Here is a 22,056-nt window from a genome sequence, read left to right on the forward strand (position 1 = left end):
ACCACAGGCCCGGCCCGCTAGCGTACGCGGGCCGACGGTGCGGTGAAGGTGTTGCAGGCGGCCGGATTGCGGCTGTTGTAGCCGCGCAGGGCCCAGTACGCGTGGTTCGGGGCGTCACCGTGGTCGTTGGCGTGGTCGGTGACGTGCCCGATCAGCCACCTCCACTGGGTCTGCGCCTGGCCGGTGACCGGGTAGGTCCGCCGGTTGGCGCCGATGAAGACGTCGCTGAAGCAGGAGGCCTGCAGCTCCAGCCGCCGGGTCAGCTCCAGCTCCGCGGCCCGGGTCGGCGCCTCGTAGCGCATGTCGTGGTTGGCCTCCAGGATGCCGGTCAGGCTCTGGACGTGGTGGCCGTACTCGTGCGCGAACTGATGCAGCATCCACATCCGTGCCCAGACCTTCTGGTACGACTGCGGATACCGGTTGTAGTTGCCGACGTCCTCGCGCAGGTTCATGTAGATGGTCTCGTTGGTGCTGCAGTAGAACGGCGGGCCGGTGTCGCTCATCGAGCCGCACGGCGACTGCACCACCCCGGTGAAGGTGAGCACCGTCGGCGGGCGGAAGGTCGCGCCGGAACGCTGGACCATCGCCGTCCAGCTGCGGTTCAGGCACGCCCGCAACTGCGCGTAGTTGGCCCGGGCGCCGGCCGCACTCGACGGCCGGGCGCTGCTCTCCCGGCAGCCCACCGACGGCATCGCGCCGGACGCGTAGATCCGGTTCCGGCTGACGATCTCGTAGTCGGTCGGGCCGCGCCGGACCGGCGGGTTGGTGGTCCGCGGCGCGGTCGGCTTGGTCACCGTCGGCCGGGGCGCCGGCGGGCGGGTGGTCGGTGCCACGGTGGGGTTGTCGGGCGACGCCCCGACGCTCGGCTCGGCGGAGGGGTCGGCGGACGAGCTGGTCGTCGCGGTGGGGATGACCGGGCTGGAGTAGTCGTCCGGTCCGCTGTCCTTGAGCGCGGAGCTGACGACCCGCAGGCCGAGCAGCGCGACGCCGACGACGATCAGCGGGGCGATGAACCAGATCGCCTTGCTCTTCTTCCGGGGGCCGTGCGGTCCCTGCGGGTGGTACGGACCGCCTGGTCCGTGCGGCCCGCCGGGTGGCGGAGCACCCCAGCCGAGCCCGTGCGGGAGCTGCTGCATCGGTGGGCGAGCGCTGTAGCCGGGCTGTCCGGGCTGCGGCTGCCAGGGCTGCGGCGCCAACGGTCCCGGGGGCGGCACCTGCCCGCCGTAGGGCGGCTGACCTCCGTACGGCGCCTGCCCGGCCGGCGCCTGACCGCCGTACTGGGGTTGCCCGCTCGGCGGCTGAGCGCCGTACGGCGGCTGACCGCCAGGCGGTCCGTACGGCGGCTGGCCCGGCTGGTACGGCGTGGGCGGCTGGTACGGGCCTTGCGGTGGCTGCTGCGGCGGGTACTGGCCCGGTGGCCCCCACTGGTTGTCCGACACGCGTTCTCCCACTGCCCCACCGGCGGACACGTGCGCGGCTCGGGGCGCAGCCTCGCACCGGCAGACGCTATCCGAGCCCGGGCTCAGCCCGCACGGCCGCCGCCGTCCGGTCCGTCCGGCGGGATCGTTGCGCCCGGCATGAGTCGCGGTAAGGTGCCCCCTGCAAGCGGCCGCTGCACGTCGTATCGCAGGGGACCGAACATTCCTGACCCTCTCGATACGGTGTGATTGGGCGATGCGTCTACGTCTGCTCGGGGTATCCCTGTGCGCTCTCGGAATCCTGGTCGTCACCGGTGCCTCGGCCGGCGCGTCCGGTCTGAGTGGTGCCGCCGACCCGGTGGTGACCAACTTCGACAGTGAGATCAGGGTGGACCGCGACGGTGCGCTCAAGGTCTCCGAGACGTGGAAGCTGAGCAACGTGACCGGGACCTTCACCCGGTTCCTGCTCACCCGCGACCACCTGCCCGACGACGTCGACCACGTACAGAAGATCGAGGACCTGCAGGTCAAGGCCGGCGGCGAGACGAAAAAGGCCGAGCAGAGCACCGAGGGCGACGTCACCTCGATCGCGGTCGAGGACGTCACCGGCGACGCGCAACTGGACTTCACCTACACCGTGCGCGGCGCGGTCGCGAGCACGCTGAACGGCACCGAGGTCCGGTTCGCGCCGCTGACCGGCCTGTCCTACACGGTGCAGGACGCGAACGTCGTCTTCAGCACCCCCGAGGTCTCGCACGTCTCCTGCGTCGCCGGCGCGGTGGACAGCAACCACCCCTGCACGCTGGCGCAGCTCGGCGAGACCGCCGGACCGACGTTCCGGCAGCAGGGTCTGCCGCCGGGCAACACGGTCCGGATGTCCGTCGGTTTCCCCGAGGGCGAGATCGCGGCGAACTCGATCGTCGAGTACCGCAAGACCTTCAAGCGGGCCTTCTCCACCGACACCGCCCAGCTGATCACCGCTCTGCTCGTGCTGCTGCTCGGCGCCGGCGCGCTGCTCGCCCTGTACCGGCTGCGCGGCCGCGACCAGGTCGACCCGAGCCGCGTCGTTCCGGCGTCGCTGTTCAGCCTCGGGCAGGACACCCGGATCGACTTCACCCCGCCGGCCGACCTGCGTCCCGGCGAGGTCGGCACGCTGATCGACGAGCGGATCGACCCGGTCGACGTGACCGCGACGATCATCGACCTGGCGGTCCGCGGCCACCTGACCATCACCGAACTCGAGCACAGCTCGGAGTTCGCCCGTCCGGACTGGCAGCTCACGCGGGTCGCGAACGCGCCGTCCGAGGAGCTGCAGCGCTACGAGAACGTGCTTGTCCGCGCGATCTTCGGCGACCACGACACCGTGCTGGTCTCCGAGCTCGGCCCGCAGGTCCGGGCGAACCTCGGCCTGGTCCAGGACGCCCTGTACGACGGGGTGGTGAAGCGCGGCTGGTTCACCGAGCGCCCGGACCGCACGCGTTCGCTGTGGACCACGATCGGCCTCGGCATCACCGTGCTCGGCGTGGTCCTGATCGTTCTGCTCGCCCTGTTCACCACCTGGGGCCTGCTGGGCATCGCCATCACCGCCGTTGGCGTCGGGCTGCTGGTGATCGGCCGGCACATGCCCGCCAAAGCCCCTGCCGCCGGGCGCGTACTCGGTCAGGTCGCGGCGATCCGCGGCGAGCTGCTGGAGATGGACGTCAGCGAGCTGCCCAGTGACCAGCACGTCGAGCTCTGCTCCCGCGCCCTCCCGTACGCCGTGGTCCTGGGCGGTTCCGAGCGCTGGATCGACGCACTGGTCGCGACCGACGTGGACGACACCGAGGACGAGGGCTTCCCCTGGTACCGGGGTCCCGGCGGCTGGCACCTGCAGCACCTGCCCGACTCGCTGCGCAACCTGACCACCAATCTCACCGGCGCCCTGTTCACGCGCTGACCATCAGCTGAGTCACGCGCTGATCACCTGCCGGGCCAGGCGCGGCACACCGGCGACGAGCTGCTCGTCGCCGGTGCCCCGGTCGGCCCCGACCGCTACCAGTTGCTCTGAGCAACAGTCGGTGGCAGCGGCTGCGAGCTCGGACGGATCACGTACACCAGCCCGCCCGAGTGCGGGATCCACGCGTTCTCGAAGGCCTTGCGGTCGTACGTCGTCCGGACCTGGTCGTTGCTCGGGATCAGGTGCGAAGCCGGGTCGTTGACCACCACGTTGCCGTTGTGGTCGAACCCGACGATCACCATCAGGTGCCCGTTGGTGCCGTAGCCCGCGCCGGGCAGCTCGTTCTTCTTGAACGACAGCGAGGCGACCAGCGGAATGCCCGCCTTGATGAACTGCTCCGCCTCGGTCAGTGAGCGCAACCGGGTGACGAACGCATCCAGTTGGCGCGTCCCGGCGTACGCCGTGTTGAACGGCCAGTTCCCCGCGCCGTCGTAGGCGTAGTCGAAGACCATCCGGGCCGCGTGGTCGACCTGCGGATCGGCGTCGGCCGGGTCGACCCAGGAGGTCTCCGCGCGGCTCGGTCCGGCCTGCCAGTAGTCGAGCACCATCGCGGTCGAGGTCGCCGAGCACCAGGCCTCGCCGCCGTTGTCCCACTGCGGGTAGTGCCCGATGTGCGTCTCCTGCGAGTACGTCGGTACGTCGAGCACCTGGCCCCACGCGCCGCCGTTCGGGCTGACCGGCACGGTCTTGTCGTCGGGCAGCCGCGAGGCCATCGCTCCGACGGACCGGACCACCGGGACCTGGTCACTGCCCGCCTGGCGGTAGAGCGTCACCTTGAGCTTCCAGCTGTCCAGCGAGCGCCCGTCGTTGGCCACGAAGGTGTCGACCGCGACATCGCCGACGGTGTCCTCCTGGTTCGGCACGCTGGTCCGGTGGATCGACCCGGCGGCGGTGTCGTCGCCGTCGGTCCACCGGCCGAGCACGTACCATTTCGTGGTGGTGCCCAGATCGGACCGGCCGGCCATCGACACCTCGATCCAGGTCCCGGCCGGCGTGGTGGCGTTCCACGAGGCGATCAGCTCGGTCAGGGCGAACCCGGGCCGCACCTCCGGCGACTCCCAGGTGGCCTGCTCGTAGGTCTTCGCCGTTCCGTCGCCGAACGGATCGACGTACGACGTGGTGCCGGTGGGGTCGCTGAAGACCAGGGACCCCTGGTCGACCGTCGTGCCTTCGTGCCGGCCGGCCAGGAAGTCGAGCGACGAGGTCCACTCGTGATAGCCGATGTCGCGCGCGGACGGAGTGCGCGCGGCGACGGACGGCGTGACAACGAGGCTGCCGAGCAGGACGGTGACCAGCAGCGTGGCGGTACTGCGGGTGGCGGGTTTCATACCTTCCGACGATAGGGCACCCGTTGTGAATTCGTAACGGCTTACGTGTCGCACAAGTTACTTCTTGGCGGCCCACTCGTCGGCGAGCATGGCGTAGACCAGTTCGTCGGTCCACTCGCCCTTGAGGAACTCGTTGCGGACGAAGTGCGCCTCGCGCCGCAGCCCGAGCCGCTCGAGCAGCTTCACCGAGCCGGTGTTGCGGGCGTCCAGCCGGGCGATCACCCGGCGCATGCCGAAGTGCTCGAAGCCGAGCCGGAGCAGTTCGACCGCCGCCTCGGCGGCGTAGCCGTGGCCGCCGGACTCGGGGTGGAAGACGTAGCCGAGCTCGCCGGTGCGGTGCTCGACGGAGTGCACGAACAACGTCACCTCGCCGAGGTGCTGCCCGGTCTCGGTCAGCTCGACGGCCAGCGTCAGCGCTTGGCCCTCGGCGTCCATCGTGACCTCGGCCAGGCGCTTGGCCAGCGACTCGCGGACCTCCTCCGGGGTCTTCGAGTCGTACAGCAGGAAGCGGGTGACGTCGTCGTTGGACTGCAGCTTCAGCAGGTCGTCGAAGTCGGTCTCGCGGTACCGGCGCAGCGTCAGCCGGTCGGTCCGGATCGGCAAGTAATCAGTCATCGTTTCCACCCTAGAAACGGCCGCAACCGGATTTCGCCGGAGTTCGCCGGGGCTCGCGGTGTGGAAGCGCCTGGCCGAGCGCGTCCTGCCTGGGGAGAATTTGTCAAGAGTGATGGTGAAAGACCGTTACCCTTGATCGGTGACTCTTCGCTTGTACGACACCGCGACAGCCAGCGTGAGGGATTTCGTGCCGGTCCACCCGGGCCAGGTCGGGATCTACCACTGCGGGCTGACGGTGCAGGGTGCCCCGCACGTCGGGCACATCTACAAGGAGGTCGTGTTCGACGTCCTGCGGCGCTGGCTGGAGCGCTCGGGCTACCAGGTCACCGTGATCGCGAACGTGACCGACATCGAGGACAAGATCCTGGCGAAGTCGGCCGAGCGCGAGATCCCCTGGTGGGCGCACGCGTACGAGTTCGAGCGCGAGCTGCACTGGGCCTACGACGTGCTGGGCTGCCGCCCGCCGACGTACGAGCCGCGCGCGACCGGGCACATCCCGGAGATGCTGGAGATGATCCAGCAGCTGATCGACGGCGGCCACGCGTACGTCGCGCAGGACGGCTCCGGCGACGTCTACTTCGACGTGAAGTCCTGGCCGGCCTACGGCGAGCTGTCGAACCAGAAGATCGACGACATGGAGGCCGCCGAGGACGCGGACCCGCGCGGCAAGCGGGACCCGCGCGACTTCGCGCTCTGGAAGGGCCACACCGAGGGCGTGCCGCTGACCGCCTCCTGGCCGACCCCGTGGGGCCGCGGCCGGCCGGGCTGGCACCTGGAGTGCTCGGCGATGGCCGGCAAGTACCTCGGGGCCGAGTTCGACATCCACGGCGGCGGCCTGGACCTGCGCTTCCCGCACCACGAGAACGAGCTGGCCCAGTCGACCGCGGTCGGGCAGAAGTTCGCCCGGTTCTGGATGCACAACGCCCTCGTCACCGCGGCCGGCGAGAAGATGTCCAAGTCGCTGGGCAACGGCGCGATCGTGCGCAACGTCGTCGAGCGGGTCCGCCCGATCGAGCTGCGGTTCTACCTGGTCCAGTCGCACTACCGGTCGGTGGTGGAGTTCTCGTTCGGCGCGCTGGAGGAGGCCGCGACCAGCTTCCAGCGGATCGAGGGCTTTGTCACCCGCGCGACCGAGCTGACCGGCGCGGCGGACGCTGCCGACCCGGCCGCCGTCGAGCTGCCGGCCGACTTCGTCGCCGCGATGGACGACGACCTCGGGACGCCGGCCGCGATGGCCGTGCTGCACACGACCGTGCGGGACGGCAACAAGCTGCTCGCGGACGGGGACTCGCCCGCGCTGCGGGAGACCCTGGCCACGGTCCGGTCGATGCTCGACGTGTTCGGGCTCGACCCGCTGGCCGAGCCGTGGGCGTCGCGGTCGGGTTCGAACGACGAGCTCACCGAGGTCGTCGACGGGCTGGTCGGCGCGTTGCTCGACCAGCGCCAGGCGGCCCGCGAGCGCAAGGACTACGCCGCGTCGGACCAGATCCGCGACCGGTTGAAGGAGCTCGGCGTCGTCGTCGAGGACACCCCGCAAGGGCCGCGCTGGACGATCGCCCCGCGCCCAACGAGTGAAGGAAACTGACGTGCCAGGCAGTAGTCAGCGCAAGGGAGCCATCCGGAAGAAGCCGCGGGGCAACCCGACGGCCGGGTCCGGTGGCCGGGTTCGCCGTGGACTGGAGGGCAAGGGCCCGACGCCGAAGGCGGTGGACCGGACCAAGCACCCCGCCCACAAGCGCGCCAAGGCCAAGGAGCGGGCCGAGAAGCGCAGCACCACCCGCCGGTCGTCGCGCAAGGACGAGACCGCGACCGTCGAGTGGGTCTACGGCCGCAACCCGGTCGTCGAGGCGCTGCGGGCCGGCGTACCGGCCAGTGCGGTTTATGTTGCCGAAGGCACCGAACGTGACCCGCGCCTGCGCGAGGCGCTGCTGCTGGCCGTCGAGCGGGGCATCGCGCTGCTCGAGGTGCCGCGGATCGAGCTCGACCGGCACACCAGCAACGGCGCGCACCAGGGCCTGGCGATCCAGATCCCGCCGTACGAGTACGCGCATCCCGACGACCTGCTGCGCGCGGCGCACGACGCCGACCAGGCGCCGCTGATCGTCGCGCTGGACGGCGTCACCGACCCGCGCAACCTCGGCGCGATCACCCGCTCGGCCGCGGCCTTCGGCGCCCACGGCGTCGTCGTCCCCGAACGCCGCGCCGCGTCGATCTCCGCCTCGGCCTGGAAGACCTCGGCCGGCGCCGCGGCCCGCATCCCGGTCGCCCGGGTCACCAACCTCAACCGCGCCCTGAAGTCCTACAAGGACGCCGGCCTCCTGGTCGTCGGCCTCGACATGGGCGGCGAGGTCGAACTGCCCGACCTGCAGTCCGCCACCGACCCGATCGTCCTGGTCGTCGGCTCCGAAGGCAAAGGCCTGGCCCGCCTGGTCCGCGAGAACTGCGACATCATCGTCTCCATCCCGATGACGTCGGCCACCGAGTCCCTCAACGCAGGCATCGCCACCGGCGTCGCCCTGTACGAAATCTCCCGCCGCCGCGCGCAGTAGCTCGGCACCAAACGCGGGACTGCGTACCGGATCGCGGTACTGCGGACAGGAACGCGGGACCTCGGACACCTTATTTGTTGTCCGAGGTCCCGTTCTCCTGTTCACGCGCCCGCCGACCGACGAGCCGCCAGCGCACGCCACAACCGGTGGACGACCTGCTCCGGCCGATCCAGGTCGGACCAGCCGACCCGGACGAACGAATAACCCAACTCCCGCAACCGGTCCTCTCGCCACTTCTCGGCCATCAACGCGTCCGACGCCCGTACGGCGTACTTCTGGGCGCCGTCGAACTCGACGATCAGCCGCCGCCCGAGCAGGAAGTCGACGCGGCCGGCGAGCTGACCGTCGTCGTCACGGATCTCGACCTGCAGTCGTGGATCGGGGAGACCGTGGTTGGCCATCAGGACCCGCAACCGCGATTCGCCGACGGATTCGCTCAGCGGGTCGGCGAACCGGACCGCCGCCCGGGCGGCCGGTGATCCCGCCCAGTGCCGGAAGCGGTCAGCCGTCGCGACCAGCTCGTCTTCCTGCACCAGTTCGGCGTTCAATGCGGCGTCCGCCAGTACGACGCCGACCTGGTACGACGCACTGCAGGCAACCTCTACGACAGCCCGAGCCACCGACGTCACGCGGCATCCGCCGACCACGCAGGTGTCATGGGGCTGGAGCGGCGAACGGTGCGTCTGCAGGGTGCGGTCGGACCGGATCCGCCCTACCGGCCGGGTGACCTGTACCAGGCTGAGGTCCAGACCCCAGGACGGCAGGCCGTGCTGGAGCGCAGCCGATTGATGGCTGAGGGCGACGTCGCGTCCAACCGCTGCAGGACCACGCGGGACAGAAGTTTGTGCCACCGCTCGGCCCGCTCCCACGCGAACCGCTCGTCCGCCGGTACGCCGATCTCGGCGTACGCGTCTCTGCACAGCCGGGACCATTTGCCCAGCCGCAATCGTCGCCGGATCTCGCTGTCGCTGTATCCAGCCGCCGCTGCGTCCGCGCGCGAGAACCAACCGCCACGCAGACGGGTCATCACCACCAACTTCGGATTCACACCCACAACATGCCGCCGGTCCGGCGCACTCCGCCGGATCAATCCAGCGCCTGTGGACAACCACCGCGACTCGCGCACCCGCCCGCCGACGCGGAGCGCTCGACGTCGGGACCACGTACCGGAAGCCGGGACCTCGGACAAGAAGTGTCGTGTCCGAAGTCCCGGCTTCATGGTCCAGCTCCCGTCACCTGCTCCGGGGCCGGCTATGTCCTTCAGAAGCGCCGGGTTGAGGCGCCATGCCTGGAGTCCGGGGTCAGTAGACCTGGACGCCGTAGCGGTTCAGGACCTCGACGACCGGCTGGAAGAACGTCGTACCGCCGGTGCGGCAGTTGCCGCTGCCGCCGGAGGTGAGGCCGAGGGCGGTGGTGCCGGAGAAGAGGGCGCCGCCGGAGTCGCCGCCTTCGGCGCAGACGTTGGTGCGGATCAGGCCGGTGACGGTGCCCTCGGCGTAGTTGACGGTGGCGTTCAGGCCGGTGACCGAGCCGCTGCGCAGGCCGGTCGTGCTGCCGCTGCGCCGGACCGACTGGCCGACGGTCGGGTTCGCGGCGGAGGTGATGTCCTGGTACGAGCCGTTGTACAGGTTCACGTTGCCGGGGTGGTTCGTGTACGACGTGCTGTACCGGACGATGCCGTAGTCGTTGCCCGGGAAGCTGGTGCCGTACCGGGTGCCGAGCAGGGTCGTCTGTGACGAGTTGGCGTACCAGTTGGTGCCCAGGTTCGTGCAGTGGCCCGCGGTCAGGAAGTAGTACGTGCTGCCACTGCGCACGTTGAAGCCGAGCGAGCAGCGGTAGCCGCCGGTGTAGATCGCGTCGCCTCCGCTGATCCGCTTGCTGAGGACGCCGGGCAGCTTCTCCAGGGTGACCTGGCTGCCGAAGCGCTTGGTGACGTTGGTGAGCGCGGTGAGTTTGGCGCCGCTCACGGTGTCGTCGTACGAGACGATGATCCGGCCCGACTTCTCGTCGGTCATCCAGGCGGTGCCGGGGATCGACGCCTCCTTGCTCAAGGTGGCGGTGATGGTGCTCGCCGAGGCGACGGCGGCCTCGGGGCCCGGGGCCGCGCTGGCCTGGGCGGAGAGCTGGACGGTGGTGGCGACCAGGCCGGCGGTGGCCAGCAGGGTCACGGTACGGCGAATACGCATGGTTGTGCCTCCTCATGATGAGGACGCCCGGGGCGGGAACGTCCTTGACTCAACCGTGATCTGTTCTACCGGAAACTGTCACAAAGTGCCCGGCCGAACGCGGAGGGTAAGGGTAATCCTCCGTCCGGAAACCGGTCAGTCTCGCCGGCGGACGGCTCCGACCTGGTAATGCAGCGATCTGGCCAGTTGCTGACGCCCGTCCGCCAGCCGGGCGTGATCCACGTCGACGGCCGCGTGGTCGCCCTCGATCGCGACGCTCATCACCCCGTTGTCGAACCACGGCCCGTACGACGTACGCCACGACGCCGCCACATCGCGCACCCCCGCGGAGCGCGCCAGCCGGTGCAGCAGGAACGTCATCCACCGGCTGTCGAGCAGCTTGTTGGCGAGCCGGACGTGCTTGGGGATCGGGTTGCGAAACGGCGACATCGTCAGCTGCCGGATCGCCGTCCCCGGATGCTCGATCGCGCTCAACCGTGCCTCGGCCAGGTAACTACAGTGCACGTCGCCGGACAGCATCAGGATCGAGGCCGGCGCATCGTCGGTCTTGACCAGTTCGGTCAGCAGGTCGGTGACGTCCTCGAACGACTTCCGGAACGACGCCCAGTGCTCCAGATCCATCCCCTGCCGGATCCGCTCGCCGATCGCGGCCCCGCGCGGTCCCCACGCGCCGGACGAGATCGCCTCGTCCCACCCCTCCAGGTGGTGCAACCCCGGTGCGAGCAAGAACGGCAGCGTCGACGCGAGCAGCAGGTGATTGATCGGCTCCGAAGCCTCGATCGTGTGCCGCCGGACCCACTCCCACTCGTGCGCGTCGACCATCGCCCGCTCGTCCGGCTGCAGGTGCCGCGAGCAGCGCGAGTCCACCGCGACCAGCCGCACGCCGCCGCCGAAGTCGCGGTAGAAGCTCCACCGGGTCGACGCCGGATCCTCGTCGGCTTCCCACGCGAAGGAGTCCAGGTATGCCGTCCGCTCGTCGTCGTCCGTCAGAGTCCGCATCGCCTGGTAGGTGGCGTCCTCGGTCAGCTGCTCCGGCGAGAGGTTGCCCAGGTGCTGGTACACCCAGTACGACGCGTAGGCGCCGACCACCCGGTCGTGCCACCAGGGCTGCTGCGTCACCCAGCGGCGCCAGGTCAGCGAGGTGTTCCAGTCGTCGCGCAGGTCGTGGTCGTCGAGCAGCATGCACAGCGGCACGGTCGAGAACAGCCAGCGCACCGCGGGCTGGGTCCACGCGTCGTCGTACAGCCAGGTGTACTCCTCGAAGTTGCCGATCTCGTCCTGCACCTCCGAACCGGGCCGGCCGCCGTGCGCCTCACGCAGCTTCTCCAGTACGGCGTCCGACGGGTCGTCGGCGTACACCTGGTCGCCGAGCAGCAGGAGCGCGTCCGGCCGCTCGTGGTCCGTGCCGGCCATCCGCTCCGCCAGCGCGACCAGCGCGTCCGGCCCGAACTCCTTGAACCCGTGCTCGTCGAACGGCGCCGACCGCCGGCACGACCCGAACGTCAGCCGGAAGGCGCCGTCGGCTCCCGCCGTCCGGATCACGCTCGGCCCGTACGGCGAATCCGCCGGCGGCCAGACCCGCTGCCCGTCCAGGTGCACCTCGTACGGCGTACTGCTGGCCGGCGCGAGCCCTTCGATCAGAACCAGCGCGTAGTGGTGGCCGTGCACGGACCAGGTGGTCGCCCGGTGGCCGAGGATCTCCACCTCGCCCGGTCCGGTGGTCTCCACCCAGACGGTCGCCCGCGTCTGGTCGACGTACCGCAGCAGCGGACCCAACTTCAGTTGCATCCGGAAAAGCTATCCGCCGCACCCAAGTGGTGTCAGTCGACGCGGAGCGAGTGCAGCACGAACGAGGCCAGTTCGCGGTAGGCCTCGGCGTCGTTGAGGCCGGTCCGGCGGGCGATGTCGCCGCGCTGGATCGCCTGCATGGTGTGCGCGACCATCTCCGCGGCGAAGCCGATGTCGACCTGGCGGAAGGTCTTGCTGGCGATGCCGTCCTCGATCAGCGTGCGGACCCGCTCGGCGGCGATCCGGGTGTTGCGCTCGTAGACCGAACGGGCCGGCGCGAACGTCGACACGTCGTCCAGGAAGGTCCGGCTGGCCGGGCGCAGCGCGTCGGCGACCGCGTTCAGGTAGGCGGCGATCCGGCGGTCGTGCCGGGTCTGGCGGGCGACCGTCGCCTCGACCTGGGCGGTGGCGTTCTTGAAGTAGTGCTTGACCACCTCGACGGCCAGCTGTTCCTTGCTCGGCGCGAGCGCGTACAGGGTGGTTTTGCTGCAGCGCAGCTCGGCGGCGAGGTCGTCCAGGGTGAACCGGCTGAAGCCCTGCGTGAGGAACAGCGACAGGAGCCGGTCGAGCAGCTCGGACTGCCGGCGCGTGCGGCGCCCCGGAACGACTGTTGTCATATCGAGACAGCATAGAACGATACTGAACTTGAGTCTTCAGTATCAATGGAAGTACTGTTTCGGTAGCCGTGGAGAGGGGTGCCTGATGGCTGTCGACCGGTTGCTGCCGACCGAGGAGTCCACCGACCTGCTGGACCTGGTCCGGGACCTGTGCGAGCACGAGCTGGCGCCGTACGCGGCCAAGGCCGAGGAGAACGAGACCTTCCCGCGCGAGGCGTTCCGCACGCTCGGCAAGGCCGGCCTGCTGGGCCTGCCGTACCCGGAGCAGTACGGCGGCGCCGACCAGCCGTACGAGGTCTACCTGCAGATGCTCGAGGAGATCGCCGCCGCCTGGATGTCGGTCGGCGTCGGGCTCTCGGTGCACACGATGACCAGCTACGCCGTGGCGACCCGCGGGACCGAGGAGCAGCGGGCGCGGTTCCTGCCCGACATGATCGGTGGCGAGCTGCTCGGCGCGTATGCGCTGTCCGAGCCGCAGGCCGGGTCCGACATCAGCTCGATGACCACCAAGGCCGTCCGCGACGGCGACGAGTACGTGCTGACCGGGACCAAGTCCTGGATCACGCATGGCTCGCACGCCGACTTCTACACGACTTTCGCGCGTACGTCGGCCGACCCCAAGCACGGGATCTCGGCCTTCCACGTGCCGGCCTCGTCCGCCGGGCTCAGCTTCGGGGCGCCCGAGCGGAAGATGGGCCTGACCGGCTCGACCACCACGCTGGTCAACTTCGACCAGGTCCGGGTGCCGGCCGACCACCTGATCGGCGCCGAGGGCGACGGAATGCGCATCGCGCTGTCCGCGCTGGACTCGGGCCGGCTCGGGATCGCCGCGTGCGCGGTTGGGCTGGCGCAGGCGGCGCTGGACTGCGCGGCGTCGTACGCGTTGGAGCGCAAGCAGTTCGGGCACGCGATCGCGGACTTCCAGGGGATGCAGTTCCTGCTCGCGGACATGGCGGCGGCGGTCGAGTCGGCCCGCGCGACGTACCTGCAGGCGGCTCGCCGGCATGACCTCGGCCGGCCGTTCACCCAGCAGGCGGCGATCGCCAAGCTGGTCTGCACCGACGCCGCGATGAAGGTGACCACCGACGCCGTGCAGGTGCTCGGTGGCTACGGTTACACCCGTGACTTCCCGGCCGAGCGCTACATGCGCGAGGCCAAGGTGACGCAGATCTTCGAGGGAACCAACCAGATCCAGCGCCTGGTGATCAGCCGCGACTTGCTCAGGAGTGTTCGATGAAGCTTGGCCCGTCCGACGTAGCTCTGGTCACCGGCGGTGGCTCCGGCCTGGGCGAGGCGACCGTACGCCGCCTGGCCGCGGCCGGCGCCGGCGTGGTCATCTGCGACCTGCCGTCCTCGGCGGGCAAGGCGATCGCCGAGGAGCTGGGGGAGCGGGTCGTCTTCGCCCCCACCGACGTCACCGACGAGGCCGCAGTCGTCGCGGCGCTGGACGCGGCTGCTGCGTTGGGTGATCTCCGCGTCGTCGTCACCTGCGCCGGCATCGCCACCCCCGGCCGCGTCGTCGGCCGCAAGGGTCCGTTGCCGCTAGCAACTTTCCGGCAGGTCGTCGAGGTCAACCTGATCGGCACCTTCAACGTCCTCCGCCTCGCCGCCGAGCGGATGCTCACCCTGCCGCCTTCCGAGGACGGTGACCGCGGCGTGTTCGTGATGACCGCCTCCATCGCCGCGTACGACGGCCAGATCGGCCAGGCCGCCTACGCCGCCAGCAAGGGCGGCATCGTCAGCCTCACCCTCACCGCCGCCCGCGACCTCGCCGACAAGGCCATCCGCGTCGTCACCATCGCCCCCGGCACGATGGAAACCCCGATGCTGGCCGGCCTCCCCGAGGAGACCCGCACCGTACTCGAACAGCAGGTCCCCCACCCCTCCCGCCTCGGCCGCCCCGACGAGTACGCCGCCCTGGTCACCCACATCCTCGACAACCAACTCCTCAACGGCGAAGTCATCCGCCTCGACGGCGCCCTCCGGATGCCCCCGCGCTGATTGCTCTCATGTGACCTGTGGACAACCCCGTCCACCGCGTCGAAACCTCGTACCTTCCCTGTCGACAACAACTCGGGAAGGCGGTGTCAGACAAATATGTACTACGATCAGGTCATGGCTGAGGTGCCGATCAGGGAGCTGAACCAAGAGACGGCCAAAGTGCTGGCTCGGGTGAAACGCGGAGAAGAAGTCGACATCACCGAGCGCGGTGTTGTCGTCGCCCGGCTGGTCCCGGCCGAGCCCTCGCCGATCGGCCGTTTGCTGGCCACCGGCAACCTGAGACCTCCGCGGGCTGCTGGACCATTGCCGCATCCCAAGGGTGAGGTGCGCACCACGCAGGAGTCGGGCGCGCTGCTCGAGGAGCTGCGTGGCGAGGAACGCTACTGATGATCTATCTCGACACCGCGGCGCTGGTGAAGCTCGTCCGCCGCGAGGTCGCGTCGGACGCGTTGGTCGACTGGCTGAACACCCGCTCCGATCGGTTGCTCGTGTCGTCGGCGATCGCAGAGGTCGAGTTACCCCGCGCGTTACGCCGTACCGAGCCGGAACTGCTCGCCGCTGTACCGGCAGTGCTGGCGCGGCTCGCGGTGTACGAGATCGACGACCTGGTCAAGACGACTGCCGCCGCCTATCTCGACGAGTCGATCCGCTCGCTGGACGCGATTCACCTGGCGACGGCTGATGCCGTGCTCGGCGACGACCTGGCGGCCTTCGTCACGTACGATCGCCGCCTGCTCGCGGCGGCCGATGCACTCGGCCTGCCAACCGCTTCGCCAGGTTCGCAGTGAGCTTGCGGGGAGGTCCTACTGACCTGTCGGCTTGAACACGCTGGCGTGGCCGTGGACCAGGTCGTACAGCCCGCTGTTGTACGTCGTTTGCTGGTGGGGACCGGTGAGCAGGGGCCGCACCACCGCGGCGGTGAGGCGGCGGCGGGTGGTGCCGTCGTCGGTGCCGTTGAAGTGGCAGCCGGAGTAGCGGACGAGGACTTCCTGCTCACGGTCGCCGGCGCGGACCTTGAGGACGATCAGTTCCTGGCCGAGGATGTCGATGCAGCTGAGGTCTTCGGGGCCGAAACCTTCAGGGGCGTCGAGGATGGCTGCGGCCAGCGCGGCTGCGGCGGGGCTTTGAATGATCGAGCTGGCGATCAGTGGGGCTCTTCGGTACGGCGGGTACCTGCCGATCGAGTAGCGGCAGACGATGATCGAGTCGACGGCGCCGAGCGATGCCAGGCCGCCGGAGTTCGCTGGGCGATCGACTGGTTGGTGGCGACGAGCATCGGCTGGAGAATTGGCGATCGGGTGGTGATCCGGCGGGGCGGCGAGTGGATGGTCCGGCGGGCAACCGTACGCGTCGGTGCCGTCGATGGGCCGGGCGGAGTCCAGGATCCTTCGCCGCAAGGCGTTGTCGTCGCACAGGACGGTGAGGTAGACCCCGTCGACGACCCGGGTCTCCTCGGTCCAGCCGTGGTCTTCGGGCTGGACTCCTGGTTCTCGTGGACCGGCGACGTGCGGCATGTCGGGCCGGCCGCGTTGCCTGTGGTCCGCGTCGAACCACAGGTACGACGCGCGGAACGGCAGCGCTGGGAGTGGATCGCGGCAACCGATGCCGCGGACGGCGCCCGGCCGGCCGACGTACGGGGGACGGAGCTCCTTGACCAGGCAGGGCGGACTGTTGGTCGTGCCGTAGCGCCAGTCGTCGGGGACCTGGACCTCGACGGTCTGGTACGACTCCCAGCGCCAGCCGGTCATCTCTGGATCATCGCACGGGCGGCGGCGTGCCGATCAAGAACATGTCGAGCGCGGGGTGGGACACGTTGAGTTGGTGCACGCCGACGAAGAGCTGGCGCGCGGTGCCGGCGGTGAGCTGCCGCAGCGTCGAGCCGTCGTCGGTGCCGTTGTGGCGACAACCGTCGTAGCGGTAGAGGACGTCCTGGGCATGATCGGTGCCCTGGACCCGGAGGATCAGGAAGTCGTGGCCGGGGTCGGGGCTCGGCTCGGGCGTGCACCGCCGAGGGTCGGAGAATGTCGGGCCGACGCCGGGTGGAGCAGCGAGGAGGTCGCGGAGCAGGTGGTCGGCGGCGGTGCCGGTCAGGCGGGAGCTGGCTTGCAGGCGGGCGTAGCGGATGTCCTCGGGGCCGCCGGTCGGAGCAATCGGCAGGCCTCGGATGGAGTACCGGCAGACGCTGACCCCAGTGACCTCGCCGACCGATTTGAGTCCGCCCTGGGCAGTTGGGCGCGCGACCCGCCGGTCGGCCCGGGGAGCGCAGCCGTAGCTGTCGACCGTCTCGACGACAGCGGCCGACTCGAAGATCTGCCGACGCAGCACGTCGTCGCCGGCGGTCACGGTCACCAGCTGATCGCCGAACTTCCGGGTCTCGCGAACCAACCGCCGGCCAGCTGTACGACGCCCGGTCGCTCACCGTCGAAGACGACGGACGGCGCGACCTGCCGGGCGGCCTTCGGAGTCGCGCAGATCTTCAGAGCCAATCCCCGGATCCCACCCGGCCGGAAGACCGTTGCCTCAGGCACCCAATCGTCCTCCGTGCAGTCCGGCGGCCCGGCCCACAGCGACTGCGCCCACGTCTCCGGCACCTGCAACTGCACGTCGGCGTATGTCTCCCACCGCCAGCCAGGCTTGGCCGGAGCCGTCTCGCCACCGGTACCCATCACCGTCGCAGCAGAGGAGGGCGTGATGACTGACTCAGCCTGGCTGGTCAACGTGTTCGCTCCGAGGACCGCCGCGCCGACCACCACGCCGGCCAGCAGGACCGCACCCACCCGACGGCCGATCATCGTCCGGCCAGGTCGCGGAGGATCGGCAGCACCGGGAACGCGGCGTACAGCACCTTGCTCAGCGGCACCAGCGTGTCCGTGGTGAGCCGCCGCAGCGTGGTCCCGTCGTCGGTGCCGTTCGAGCGGCAGGTGGCGTAGCGCACGAGAACTTCCTGTTCGCCGTTTTCGCCGCGCACCGTCACCAGCAAGTCGTCGCGTTGCGAGGACTGCTCGCAGTTGGAGGCGCCCATGTCCGGTCCGACGCCCGGCGGCGCTGCGCGCAGCGCGTCACCCAGTTGCCGTGCGGCATCGCCGGAGATCACGTGCCCGGCCTGGAAGGTGCTGGGTTCGCTCGGCGTGCCGTAGCTGTAGGCGCATACCCGGATAGAACCCACCTCACCGATCGCGGACAATCCCGGACCAGTTGGCCGCTGCCCGTCGGCCAGTACGGCGGGCCGGGCGATCGCGCAGCCGTTCGGGTCCGTCGTACCGCCGATCGGTTCCGCGGAGTCCAGGATCCGCCGGCGCAACGCTGCGTCGTTGCCGAACACCGTCAACGCGACTCCATCGACGACCCGGACCTCCGAGGCCCAGCCATGGTCGAACCGCGTGATTCCAGGCTTCACATCGCTCTCGCCGAACCACAGATGCGGAACCCGCTCGGCCAGCGGCGAGACCGGGCCACAGTCCATCGCGAAGACCGGTCCCCGGTAGGGCCGCCCGACCAGCGGTCCCTTGCTGATCCCGCTCGGTCGTCCTTTCCGGTTCCCACAGGTCCACAGATGCGAGTACGACGAGTCCTCCCAATTGTCAGGCACCTGCACCTTGACGGTCCGGTACGACTCCCACCTCCAGCCGGGATCGGGCTGGTCAGCCTCGACCTCGGGAGCCGCGCTCGGCACTCCTGGGCCGGCGCCCCCGCCCGCTCCAGCGCCGGTACGCAGCTCGCCGGCCAGCGCCGACCCGCCGAGCACCAAGCTGACGACACCAACCACAGCGAGTGCAACGGCAACGGTCTTCCCGAGTGGCCTCATCACAGCACCGGTCCCGGCCGGCCGATGAGCAGTTGGGTGAGGACGTTGCCGTACCCGTCGGGTTGATGAACGCCTGCGAAGACCACCTTGGCCGTCGCGGACGTCGCCCGGCGCAGCGTGGCGCCGTCGTCGGTGCCGTTGTGCTTGCAGCCGGCGTACCGGTAGATGACGTCCTGGTCGTGCTCGGAACCCTCGACCCGCAGGATGATGATCTCGCCGCCAGGATCGTCGGCACAGACCCGCTGATCGGTCACCGTCGGGCCGGTGCCGGGCGGTGCGGCGACCAGATCGCGGACCAGCTGCCGCGCGACGTCACCGGTCAGCCGGGAACTGGCCTGCAGCGCGAGCTCGTACGGCGCTCCGTCGGATCGCGGCGGGGTTCCGCGTGGGTGCTCGTACCGGCAGACGCCGACCGACTCGACGGCGCCGACGGTGGTCAGTCCGCCCTGCGCCGGCGGTCGCAGGATCTCGTTGCGCGCGATCGGCGACGCCGGCTCGCAACCGTTGCCATCAGCAACAATAATGACTGCGGCGGTGGCGAAGATCCTGGCCCGCAAGGCGTCGTCGGCACTCGTCACCGTGATCAGCTGCGGGCCGAACCGCCGGGTCTCCTTGGTCCAGCCGTCGGCGTACCGGACGATTCCGGGGCGGTCGCCGGCGAACTCGAGCGACGGTGAGACGTGCCGCTGTTTCGGCTTCGGCGTCGGGCAGACATGAAGACTCTTGACGACCGCGCCGCCTGGGCGCCGGACGATCGGGTTCGGCTCCACCGTGTCCAGACCGCAACTCGACTTCAGCCCGACCCCCACCGATCGCTTCCAACTGTCGGGCACCTGGACCTGGACAATCTGGTGGGTCTCCCACCGCCATCCCGGCTCCAACGGCGAGGTCTCCGAGGCCTGGAACCCGATCACGGTCCTGCCCTGGCCGAGCACGACATTTCCGCCGACCACCAGCGCCGCGACGCCGACGGCGGCCAGGGCTGCGACTGCTATTCCGCGCATGGTGAACCTCATTTCAGGAGGTTGGTCAGGAACGGCCCGCGGTCCTCGGGGCGTCCGACGGCGGTGACCAGCGGTCCGACCGACGCCTTGGTGAGACTCCGGAACGTCCGGCCGTCATCGGTGTCGAACGGTCCACACCCGTTCAGCCGTACGACGACCTCCTGGTCGCCGCGGTTGCCGTGGACGTGCAGGACGAGGATCTCCTCGTCACCTCTGATGCATTTGCTGTCCGCGGTAGCCACTTTCCCGCTCTTGGTGGTCGCAGGGCCATCTGGACCCGGTGCGCTCAGCAGAGCGGCGCCGACCTCGCGGGCTTGCTCGCCGGTCAGCTCGGCGCTCGCGAGCAACGGTGGCACCTTCAACATCGCCTCGGTTCGGTAGGCGCAGATCCGGATCGACTCGGCCGTTCCGATCGCGGCAAGGCCTTCGCCGGCCGGTCGGAACGACGGTTTCGTCGCTGCCGGATGCGTCGGAGCGCACCCGCGGCTGTCGACTCCGTCGATCGTCCGGGCCGAGTCGAGTACCCGTGCACGGACCGCGGCGTCGGTCCCGAACACCTCGACCTTCAGCGCCCCCACCGCCCGGACCTCCTTCGTCCAGCCGGCGTCGTACTGCGTCACGCCTGGCGCGGCGTTGAAGTCGAACAACACGTACGGCACGCGGTCTGCCGGTTCTCCCACGGACGCAGAACCCCGGACGGCGACCGGGCAGCCCATCGACAGGCCCGGCAGCATGCTCGGCCGCCCGACCCAGCCGTCCCACCGGGGCTTCTTGGACGGGCACGTCATCAGGTGATCCGCGTTGATCTCCGCCCACTGGTCGGGCACCTGGACCTCGACGTTCGCGTACGACTCCCAGTGCCAGCCCGGAGGCGGTTGTGCCAGCGACGCGGTCGGCCCGGAATCCTCCGGCCGGGTCAGCGACTGGACCCCAGCAGCCGCCACGATCACCGCCGCACACGCCAGTACGACGACGCCGGCCGCGCGCGTACGCCGCCGTCGCCGCAGCCGGCGGTGGACGGTACCGAGCAAGGTTGTGTCGGACGGTGCCTCGGCGGCGTGCGAGGCAAGGCTTCGGGTGACCAGGGTCTCGGCCGGATCGTTCATCGGGGCAGCCTCTCCGTGATCATCGGCTTCATCCGCGGCGTGTAGAGCGCCCTGACCAGCGGAAGCAGCGCGTCCCGCGTCAGTTGCCGAGCGGTGGTGCCGTCATCGGTGCCGTTGTGGTTGCAGGAGTTGTAGCGGACCGACACCTCCTGCTCTCCGATGCTGCCGCGCACGGTGATCAACAGGTCGTCGCGGAATCGCGCGGACTCGCAGTGGTACTCGTGGTTCGGGCCAGTTCCGGCCGGCGCCGCCCGAAGCGCGGCGACCAACTGCCGTGCCTCGGCGCCGGGGATCTCGCCACCGGCGAGCAGTCGGGCTTCCCGTGGCAGACCGTCGATGCCGTACCCACAGAGCCGGATCGACTCGACCTCGCCGATGCCTCCCAGCCCGGGACCGGTGGGCCGCCTGCCCTCGCCCACCACGGGCGGCGCCTTTGGCGAGCAGCCGTAGGCATCCTTCCCGTCGATCGGTTGCGCGGAGTCCAGGATGCGCTTCAGTACCGCCGGGTCGTTGCCAAAGGCACTCAAATGGACGCCGCCGACAACCCGGACCTCCTCCAGCCAGCCATGGTCGTAGCGGTACACACCGGGCGATCGGTTCACCTCGCCGAACCACAGGTGCGGCACGCGCTCGGCCAGCTCCGGAACCTCCGGGCAGCCGATCATCGGTACGGAGCCACGCAGCGGGCGGCCGACCTGCGGTGTCTTCGGCACATCCTCGGACGAGCGGATGATCGGACCACAGCTCCAGAGGTGACTGTAGGAAGTGTCCGTCCAGCTGTCGGGGACCTGCACCTGGACGGTGCCGTACGACTCCCAGCGCCAGCCTTCGTACGTCGTGAACTTGGACCCCTCGGCATGAGCCGACGCAGGAACGGATGGTCCAGCAGCCGGAATCGGCCCGTCCCGAAGCACCCCGACGCCAGTGACGCCGGCGGCGACCGCCGTACAGGCGAGGACCCCGGCTCCGGCGGCGCGCGCCCGGCGGCGTCGGCGCAGGCGGTGGTGGACGGTTGCGAGCAGGGCATCGTGGTCGGTGGGTGCCGAGTCGGCGTACGTCGACAGCGCGCGGGTCAGCAGCGCGCCGGTCGCGAGGTCTTCGGTCGGGTCGTTCACAGCTGGTCGACCTCCTTGAGCGTCGCGCGCAGGGAACCGAGGGCGCGGTGGATCTGGGAACGGACCGTGCCCGCCGTACAGCCGAGGATCTCGGCGATCTGGGCGTCCGGAAGGCCTTCGTAGTACCGCAGTACGACGGCAGCGCGCTGCCGGGTGGGCAGTGACGCGCACAGCTGCCAGACCGCGTCGGCGTCGGCGTGCGAGGCGGCATGGTCGGGCCCGCCGACGAGGGGGCTCAGCGTGGTCGGGTCGTCGACCGGGGTCTCGCGGCGGAAGAAGCGGCGCCAGCGGGAGATGTCGGCGTTGACGATGCAGCGCCGGACGTAGGCGTCCGGGTCGGCGCCGATCCTCGACCAGCGCGGGTACGCCGCGATCAGCGCGTCCTGGACCGCTTCCTCGGCCCGGCCGCGGTCACGGGTGACCAGGTAGGCGAAACGCAGCAGACCGGCACCTCGGTGCGACACCCAGGTGTCGAAGTCCGGCGGTCCGTCGTCGGTTGTCATCTGGTCCCTCCCACGTCCTAACCAC

23 protein-coding genes are annotated in these 22,056 nt (G+C 70.0%); 7 read left to right on the forward strand and 16 right to left on the reverse strand.

Annotated features, from left to right (window positions below; translation table 11 throughout):
- Positions 1-17: 17 nt before the first annotated feature.
- A complete protein-coding gene (locus ACQPXM_RS05210; RefSeq protein WP_432945304.1) occupies positions 18-1,439 on the reverse strand; it encodes a neutral zinc metallopeptidase in 1,422 nt (473 codons plus the stop codon).
- A gap of 235 nt (positions 1,440-1,674) precedes the next feature.
- Here ACQPXM_RS05210 and ACQPXM_RS05215 point away from each other — a divergent pair, with 235 nt between their 5' ends.
- The gene (locus tag ACQPXM_RS05215; RefSeq protein ID WP_432945306.1) at positions 1,675-3,354 is read left to right on the forward strand and encodes a DUF2207 family protein; all 1,680 of its coding nucleotides are present in this window, start codon (positions 1,675-1,677) and stop codon (positions 3,352-3,354) included.
- Between the two features lie 95 nt (positions 3,355-3,449).
- Here the strand turns inward: ACQPXM_RS05215 and ACQPXM_RS05220 are convergent, their stop codons facing one another.
- A complete protein-coding gene (locus ACQPXM_RS05220) occupies positions 3,450-4,742 on the reverse strand; it encodes a peptidase C39 family protein (protein WP_432945308.1) in 1,293 nt (430 codons plus the stop codon).
- A gap of 57 nt (positions 4,743-4,799) precedes the next feature.
- Positions 4,800-5,357, reverse strand: coding sequence for a GNAT family N-acetyltransferase (locus ACQPXM_RS05225; RefSeq protein WP_432945310.1), 558 nt, complete (start codon positions 5,355-5,357; stop codon positions 4,800-4,802).
- Between the two features lie 139 nt (positions 5,358-5,496).
- On the opposite strand from ACQPXM_RS05225, the gene cysS reads away from it, so the two are divergent.
- Both cysS and rlmB read left to right on the forward strand, forming a co-directional pair.
- Entirely contained in the window at positions 5,497-6,942 is a 1,446-nt protein-coding gene (cysS, locus tag ACQPXM_RS05230) for a cysteine--tRNA ligase (protein WP_432945312.1), read from the forward strand.
- Position 6,943: 1 nt separating this feature from the next.
- A complete protein-coding gene (rlmB, locus tag ACQPXM_RS05235; protein WP_432945314.1) occupies positions 6,944-7,906 on the forward strand; it encodes a 23S rRNA (guanosine(2251)-2'-O)-methyltransferase RlmB in 963 nt (320 codons plus the stop codon).
- A 101-nt stretch (positions 7,907-8,007) separates the two neighbouring features.
- Here rlmB and ACQPXM_RS05240 read toward each other — a convergent pair whose 3' ends face one another.
- The 5 genes from ACQPXM_RS05240 to ACQPXM_RS05260 form a co-directional block, all read right to left on the reverse strand.
- Positions 8,008-8,535 carry a hypothetical protein gene (locus ACQPXM_RS05240; RefSeq protein ID WP_432945316.1) on the reverse strand — a complete coding sequence of 176 codons (528 nt, stop codon included), beginning with the start codon at positions 8,533-8,535 and terminating at the stop codon, positions 8,008-8,010.
- A gap of 83 nt (positions 8,536-8,618) precedes the next feature.
- On the reverse strand, positions 8,619-8,954 hold the full coding sequence (locus ACQPXM_RS05245) for a type IV toxin-antitoxin system AbiEi family antitoxin domain-containing protein (protein ID WP_432945318.1): 336 nt from the start codon (positions 8,952-8,954) through the stop codon (positions 8,619-8,621).
- 253 nt (positions 8,955-9,207) lie between these two features.
- Entirely contained in the window at positions 9,208-10,092 is an 885-nt protein-coding gene (locus ACQPXM_RS05250) for a S1 family peptidase (protein ID WP_432945320.1), read from the reverse strand.
- Positions 10,093-10,227: 135 nt separating this feature from the next.
- Positions 10,228-11,880 carry an alkaline phosphatase D family protein gene (locus ACQPXM_RS05255; RefSeq protein ID WP_432945321.1) on the reverse strand — a complete coding sequence of 551 codons (1,653 nt, stop codon included), beginning with the start codon at positions 11,878-11,880 and terminating at the stop codon, positions 10,228-10,230.
- Positions 11,881-11,912: 32 nt separating this feature from the next.
- On the reverse strand, positions 11,913-12,497 hold the full coding sequence (locus tag ACQPXM_RS05260) for a TetR/AcrR family transcriptional regulator (protein ID WP_432945323.1): 585 nt from the start codon (positions 12,495-12,497) through the stop codon (positions 11,913-11,915).
- A gap of 85 nt (positions 12,498-12,582) precedes the next feature.
- Between ACQPXM_RS05260 and ACQPXM_RS05265 the strand changes: the two genes are divergently transcribed.
- From ACQPXM_RS05265 to ACQPXM_RS05280, 4 genes are all read left to right on the forward strand, one after another.
- Positions 12,583-13,734 (forward strand): acyl-CoA dehydrogenase family protein, encoded by a 1,152-nt coding sequence (locus tag ACQPXM_RS05265; protein ID WP_432945325.1) that lies wholly within the window; start codon positions 12,583-12,585, stop codon positions 13,732-13,734.
- Positions 13,731-14,498, forward strand: coding sequence for an SDR family NAD(P)-dependent oxidoreductase (locus tag ACQPXM_RS05270; protein WP_432945327.1), 768 nt, complete (start codon positions 13,731-13,733; stop codon positions 14,496-14,498). Before ACQPXM_RS05265 ends, ACQPXM_RS05270 begins: the two co-directional genes overlap by 4 nt.
- A gap of 114 nt (positions 14,499-14,612) precedes the next feature.
- Complete coding sequence (locus ACQPXM_RS05275; protein ID WP_432945329.1) at positions 14,613-14,885, forward strand: type II toxin-antitoxin system Phd/YefM family antitoxin; 273 nt, start codon at positions 14,613-14,615, stop codon at positions 14,883-14,885.
- Positions 14,885-15,286, forward strand: coding sequence for a type II toxin-antitoxin system VapC family toxin (locus ACQPXM_RS05280; RefSeq protein ID WP_432945331.1), 402 nt, complete (start codon positions 14,885-14,887; stop codon positions 15,284-15,286). Before ACQPXM_RS05275 ends, ACQPXM_RS05280 begins: the two co-directional genes overlap by 1 nt.
- A gap of 15 nt (positions 15,287-15,301) precedes the next feature.
- Here ACQPXM_RS05280 and ACQPXM_RS05285 read toward each other — a convergent pair whose 3' ends face one another.
- The 8 genes from ACQPXM_RS05285 to ACQPXM_RS05320 are packed head-to-tail and all read right to left on the reverse strand — an operon-like array spanning position 15,302 to position 22,031.
- The gene (locus tag ACQPXM_RS05285) at positions 15,302-16,246 is read right to left on the reverse strand and encodes a hypothetical protein (protein ID WP_432945333.1); all 945 of its coding nucleotides are present in this window, start codon (positions 16,244-16,246) and stop codon (positions 15,302-15,304) included.
- Positions 16,247-16,253: 7 nt separating this feature from the next.
- Positions 16,254-16,847, reverse strand: a complete 594-nt coding sequence (locus tag ACQPXM_RS05290; RefSeq protein ID WP_432945335.1) for a hypothetical protein — start codon at positions 16,845-16,847, stop codon at positions 16,254-16,256.
- Positions 16,844-17,275, reverse strand: a complete 432-nt coding sequence (locus ACQPXM_RS05295; protein ID WP_432945336.1) for a hypothetical protein — start codon at positions 17,273-17,275, stop codon at positions 16,844-16,846. The genes ACQPXM_RS05290 and ACQPXM_RS05295 overlap by 4 nt, the downstream gene beginning before the upstream one ends.
- Positions 17,276-17,286: 11 nt before the next feature.
- A complete protein-coding gene (locus ACQPXM_RS05300; RefSeq protein WP_432945338.1) occupies positions 17,287-18,303 on the reverse strand; it encodes a hypothetical protein in 1,017 nt (338 codons plus the stop codon).
- Entirely contained in the window at positions 18,303-19,319 is a 1,017-nt protein-coding gene (locus ACQPXM_RS05305) for a hypothetical protein (protein WP_432945340.1), read from the reverse strand. Before ACQPXM_RS05305 ends, ACQPXM_RS05300 begins: the two co-directional genes overlap by 1 nt.
- Positions 19,316-20,413 (reverse strand): hypothetical protein, encoded by a 1,098-nt coding sequence (locus ACQPXM_RS05310; RefSeq protein ID WP_432945342.1) that lies wholly within the window; start codon positions 20,411-20,413, stop codon positions 19,316-19,318. The genes ACQPXM_RS05305 and ACQPXM_RS05310 overlap by 4 nt, the downstream gene beginning before the upstream one ends.
- Positions 20,410-21,528 (reverse strand): hypothetical protein, encoded by a 1,119-nt coding sequence (locus ACQPXM_RS05315; RefSeq protein WP_432945344.1) that lies wholly within the window; start codon positions 21,526-21,528, stop codon positions 20,410-20,412. Before ACQPXM_RS05315 ends, ACQPXM_RS05310 begins: the two co-directional genes overlap by 4 nt.
- Positions 21,525-22,031, reverse strand: a complete 507-nt coding sequence (locus tag ACQPXM_RS05320) for a SigE family RNA polymerase sigma factor (protein WP_432945346.1) — start codon at positions 22,029-22,031, stop codon at positions 21,525-21,527. The genes ACQPXM_RS05315 and ACQPXM_RS05320 overlap by 4 nt, the downstream gene beginning before the upstream one ends.
- Positions 22,032-22,056: the final 25 nt, after the last annotated feature.

It is taken from the genome of Kribbella sp. CA-253562, from assembly GCF_050942265.1.
Classification (GTDB): domain Bacteria; phylum Actinomycetota; class Actinomycetes; order Propionibacteriales; family Kribbellaceae; genus Kribbella.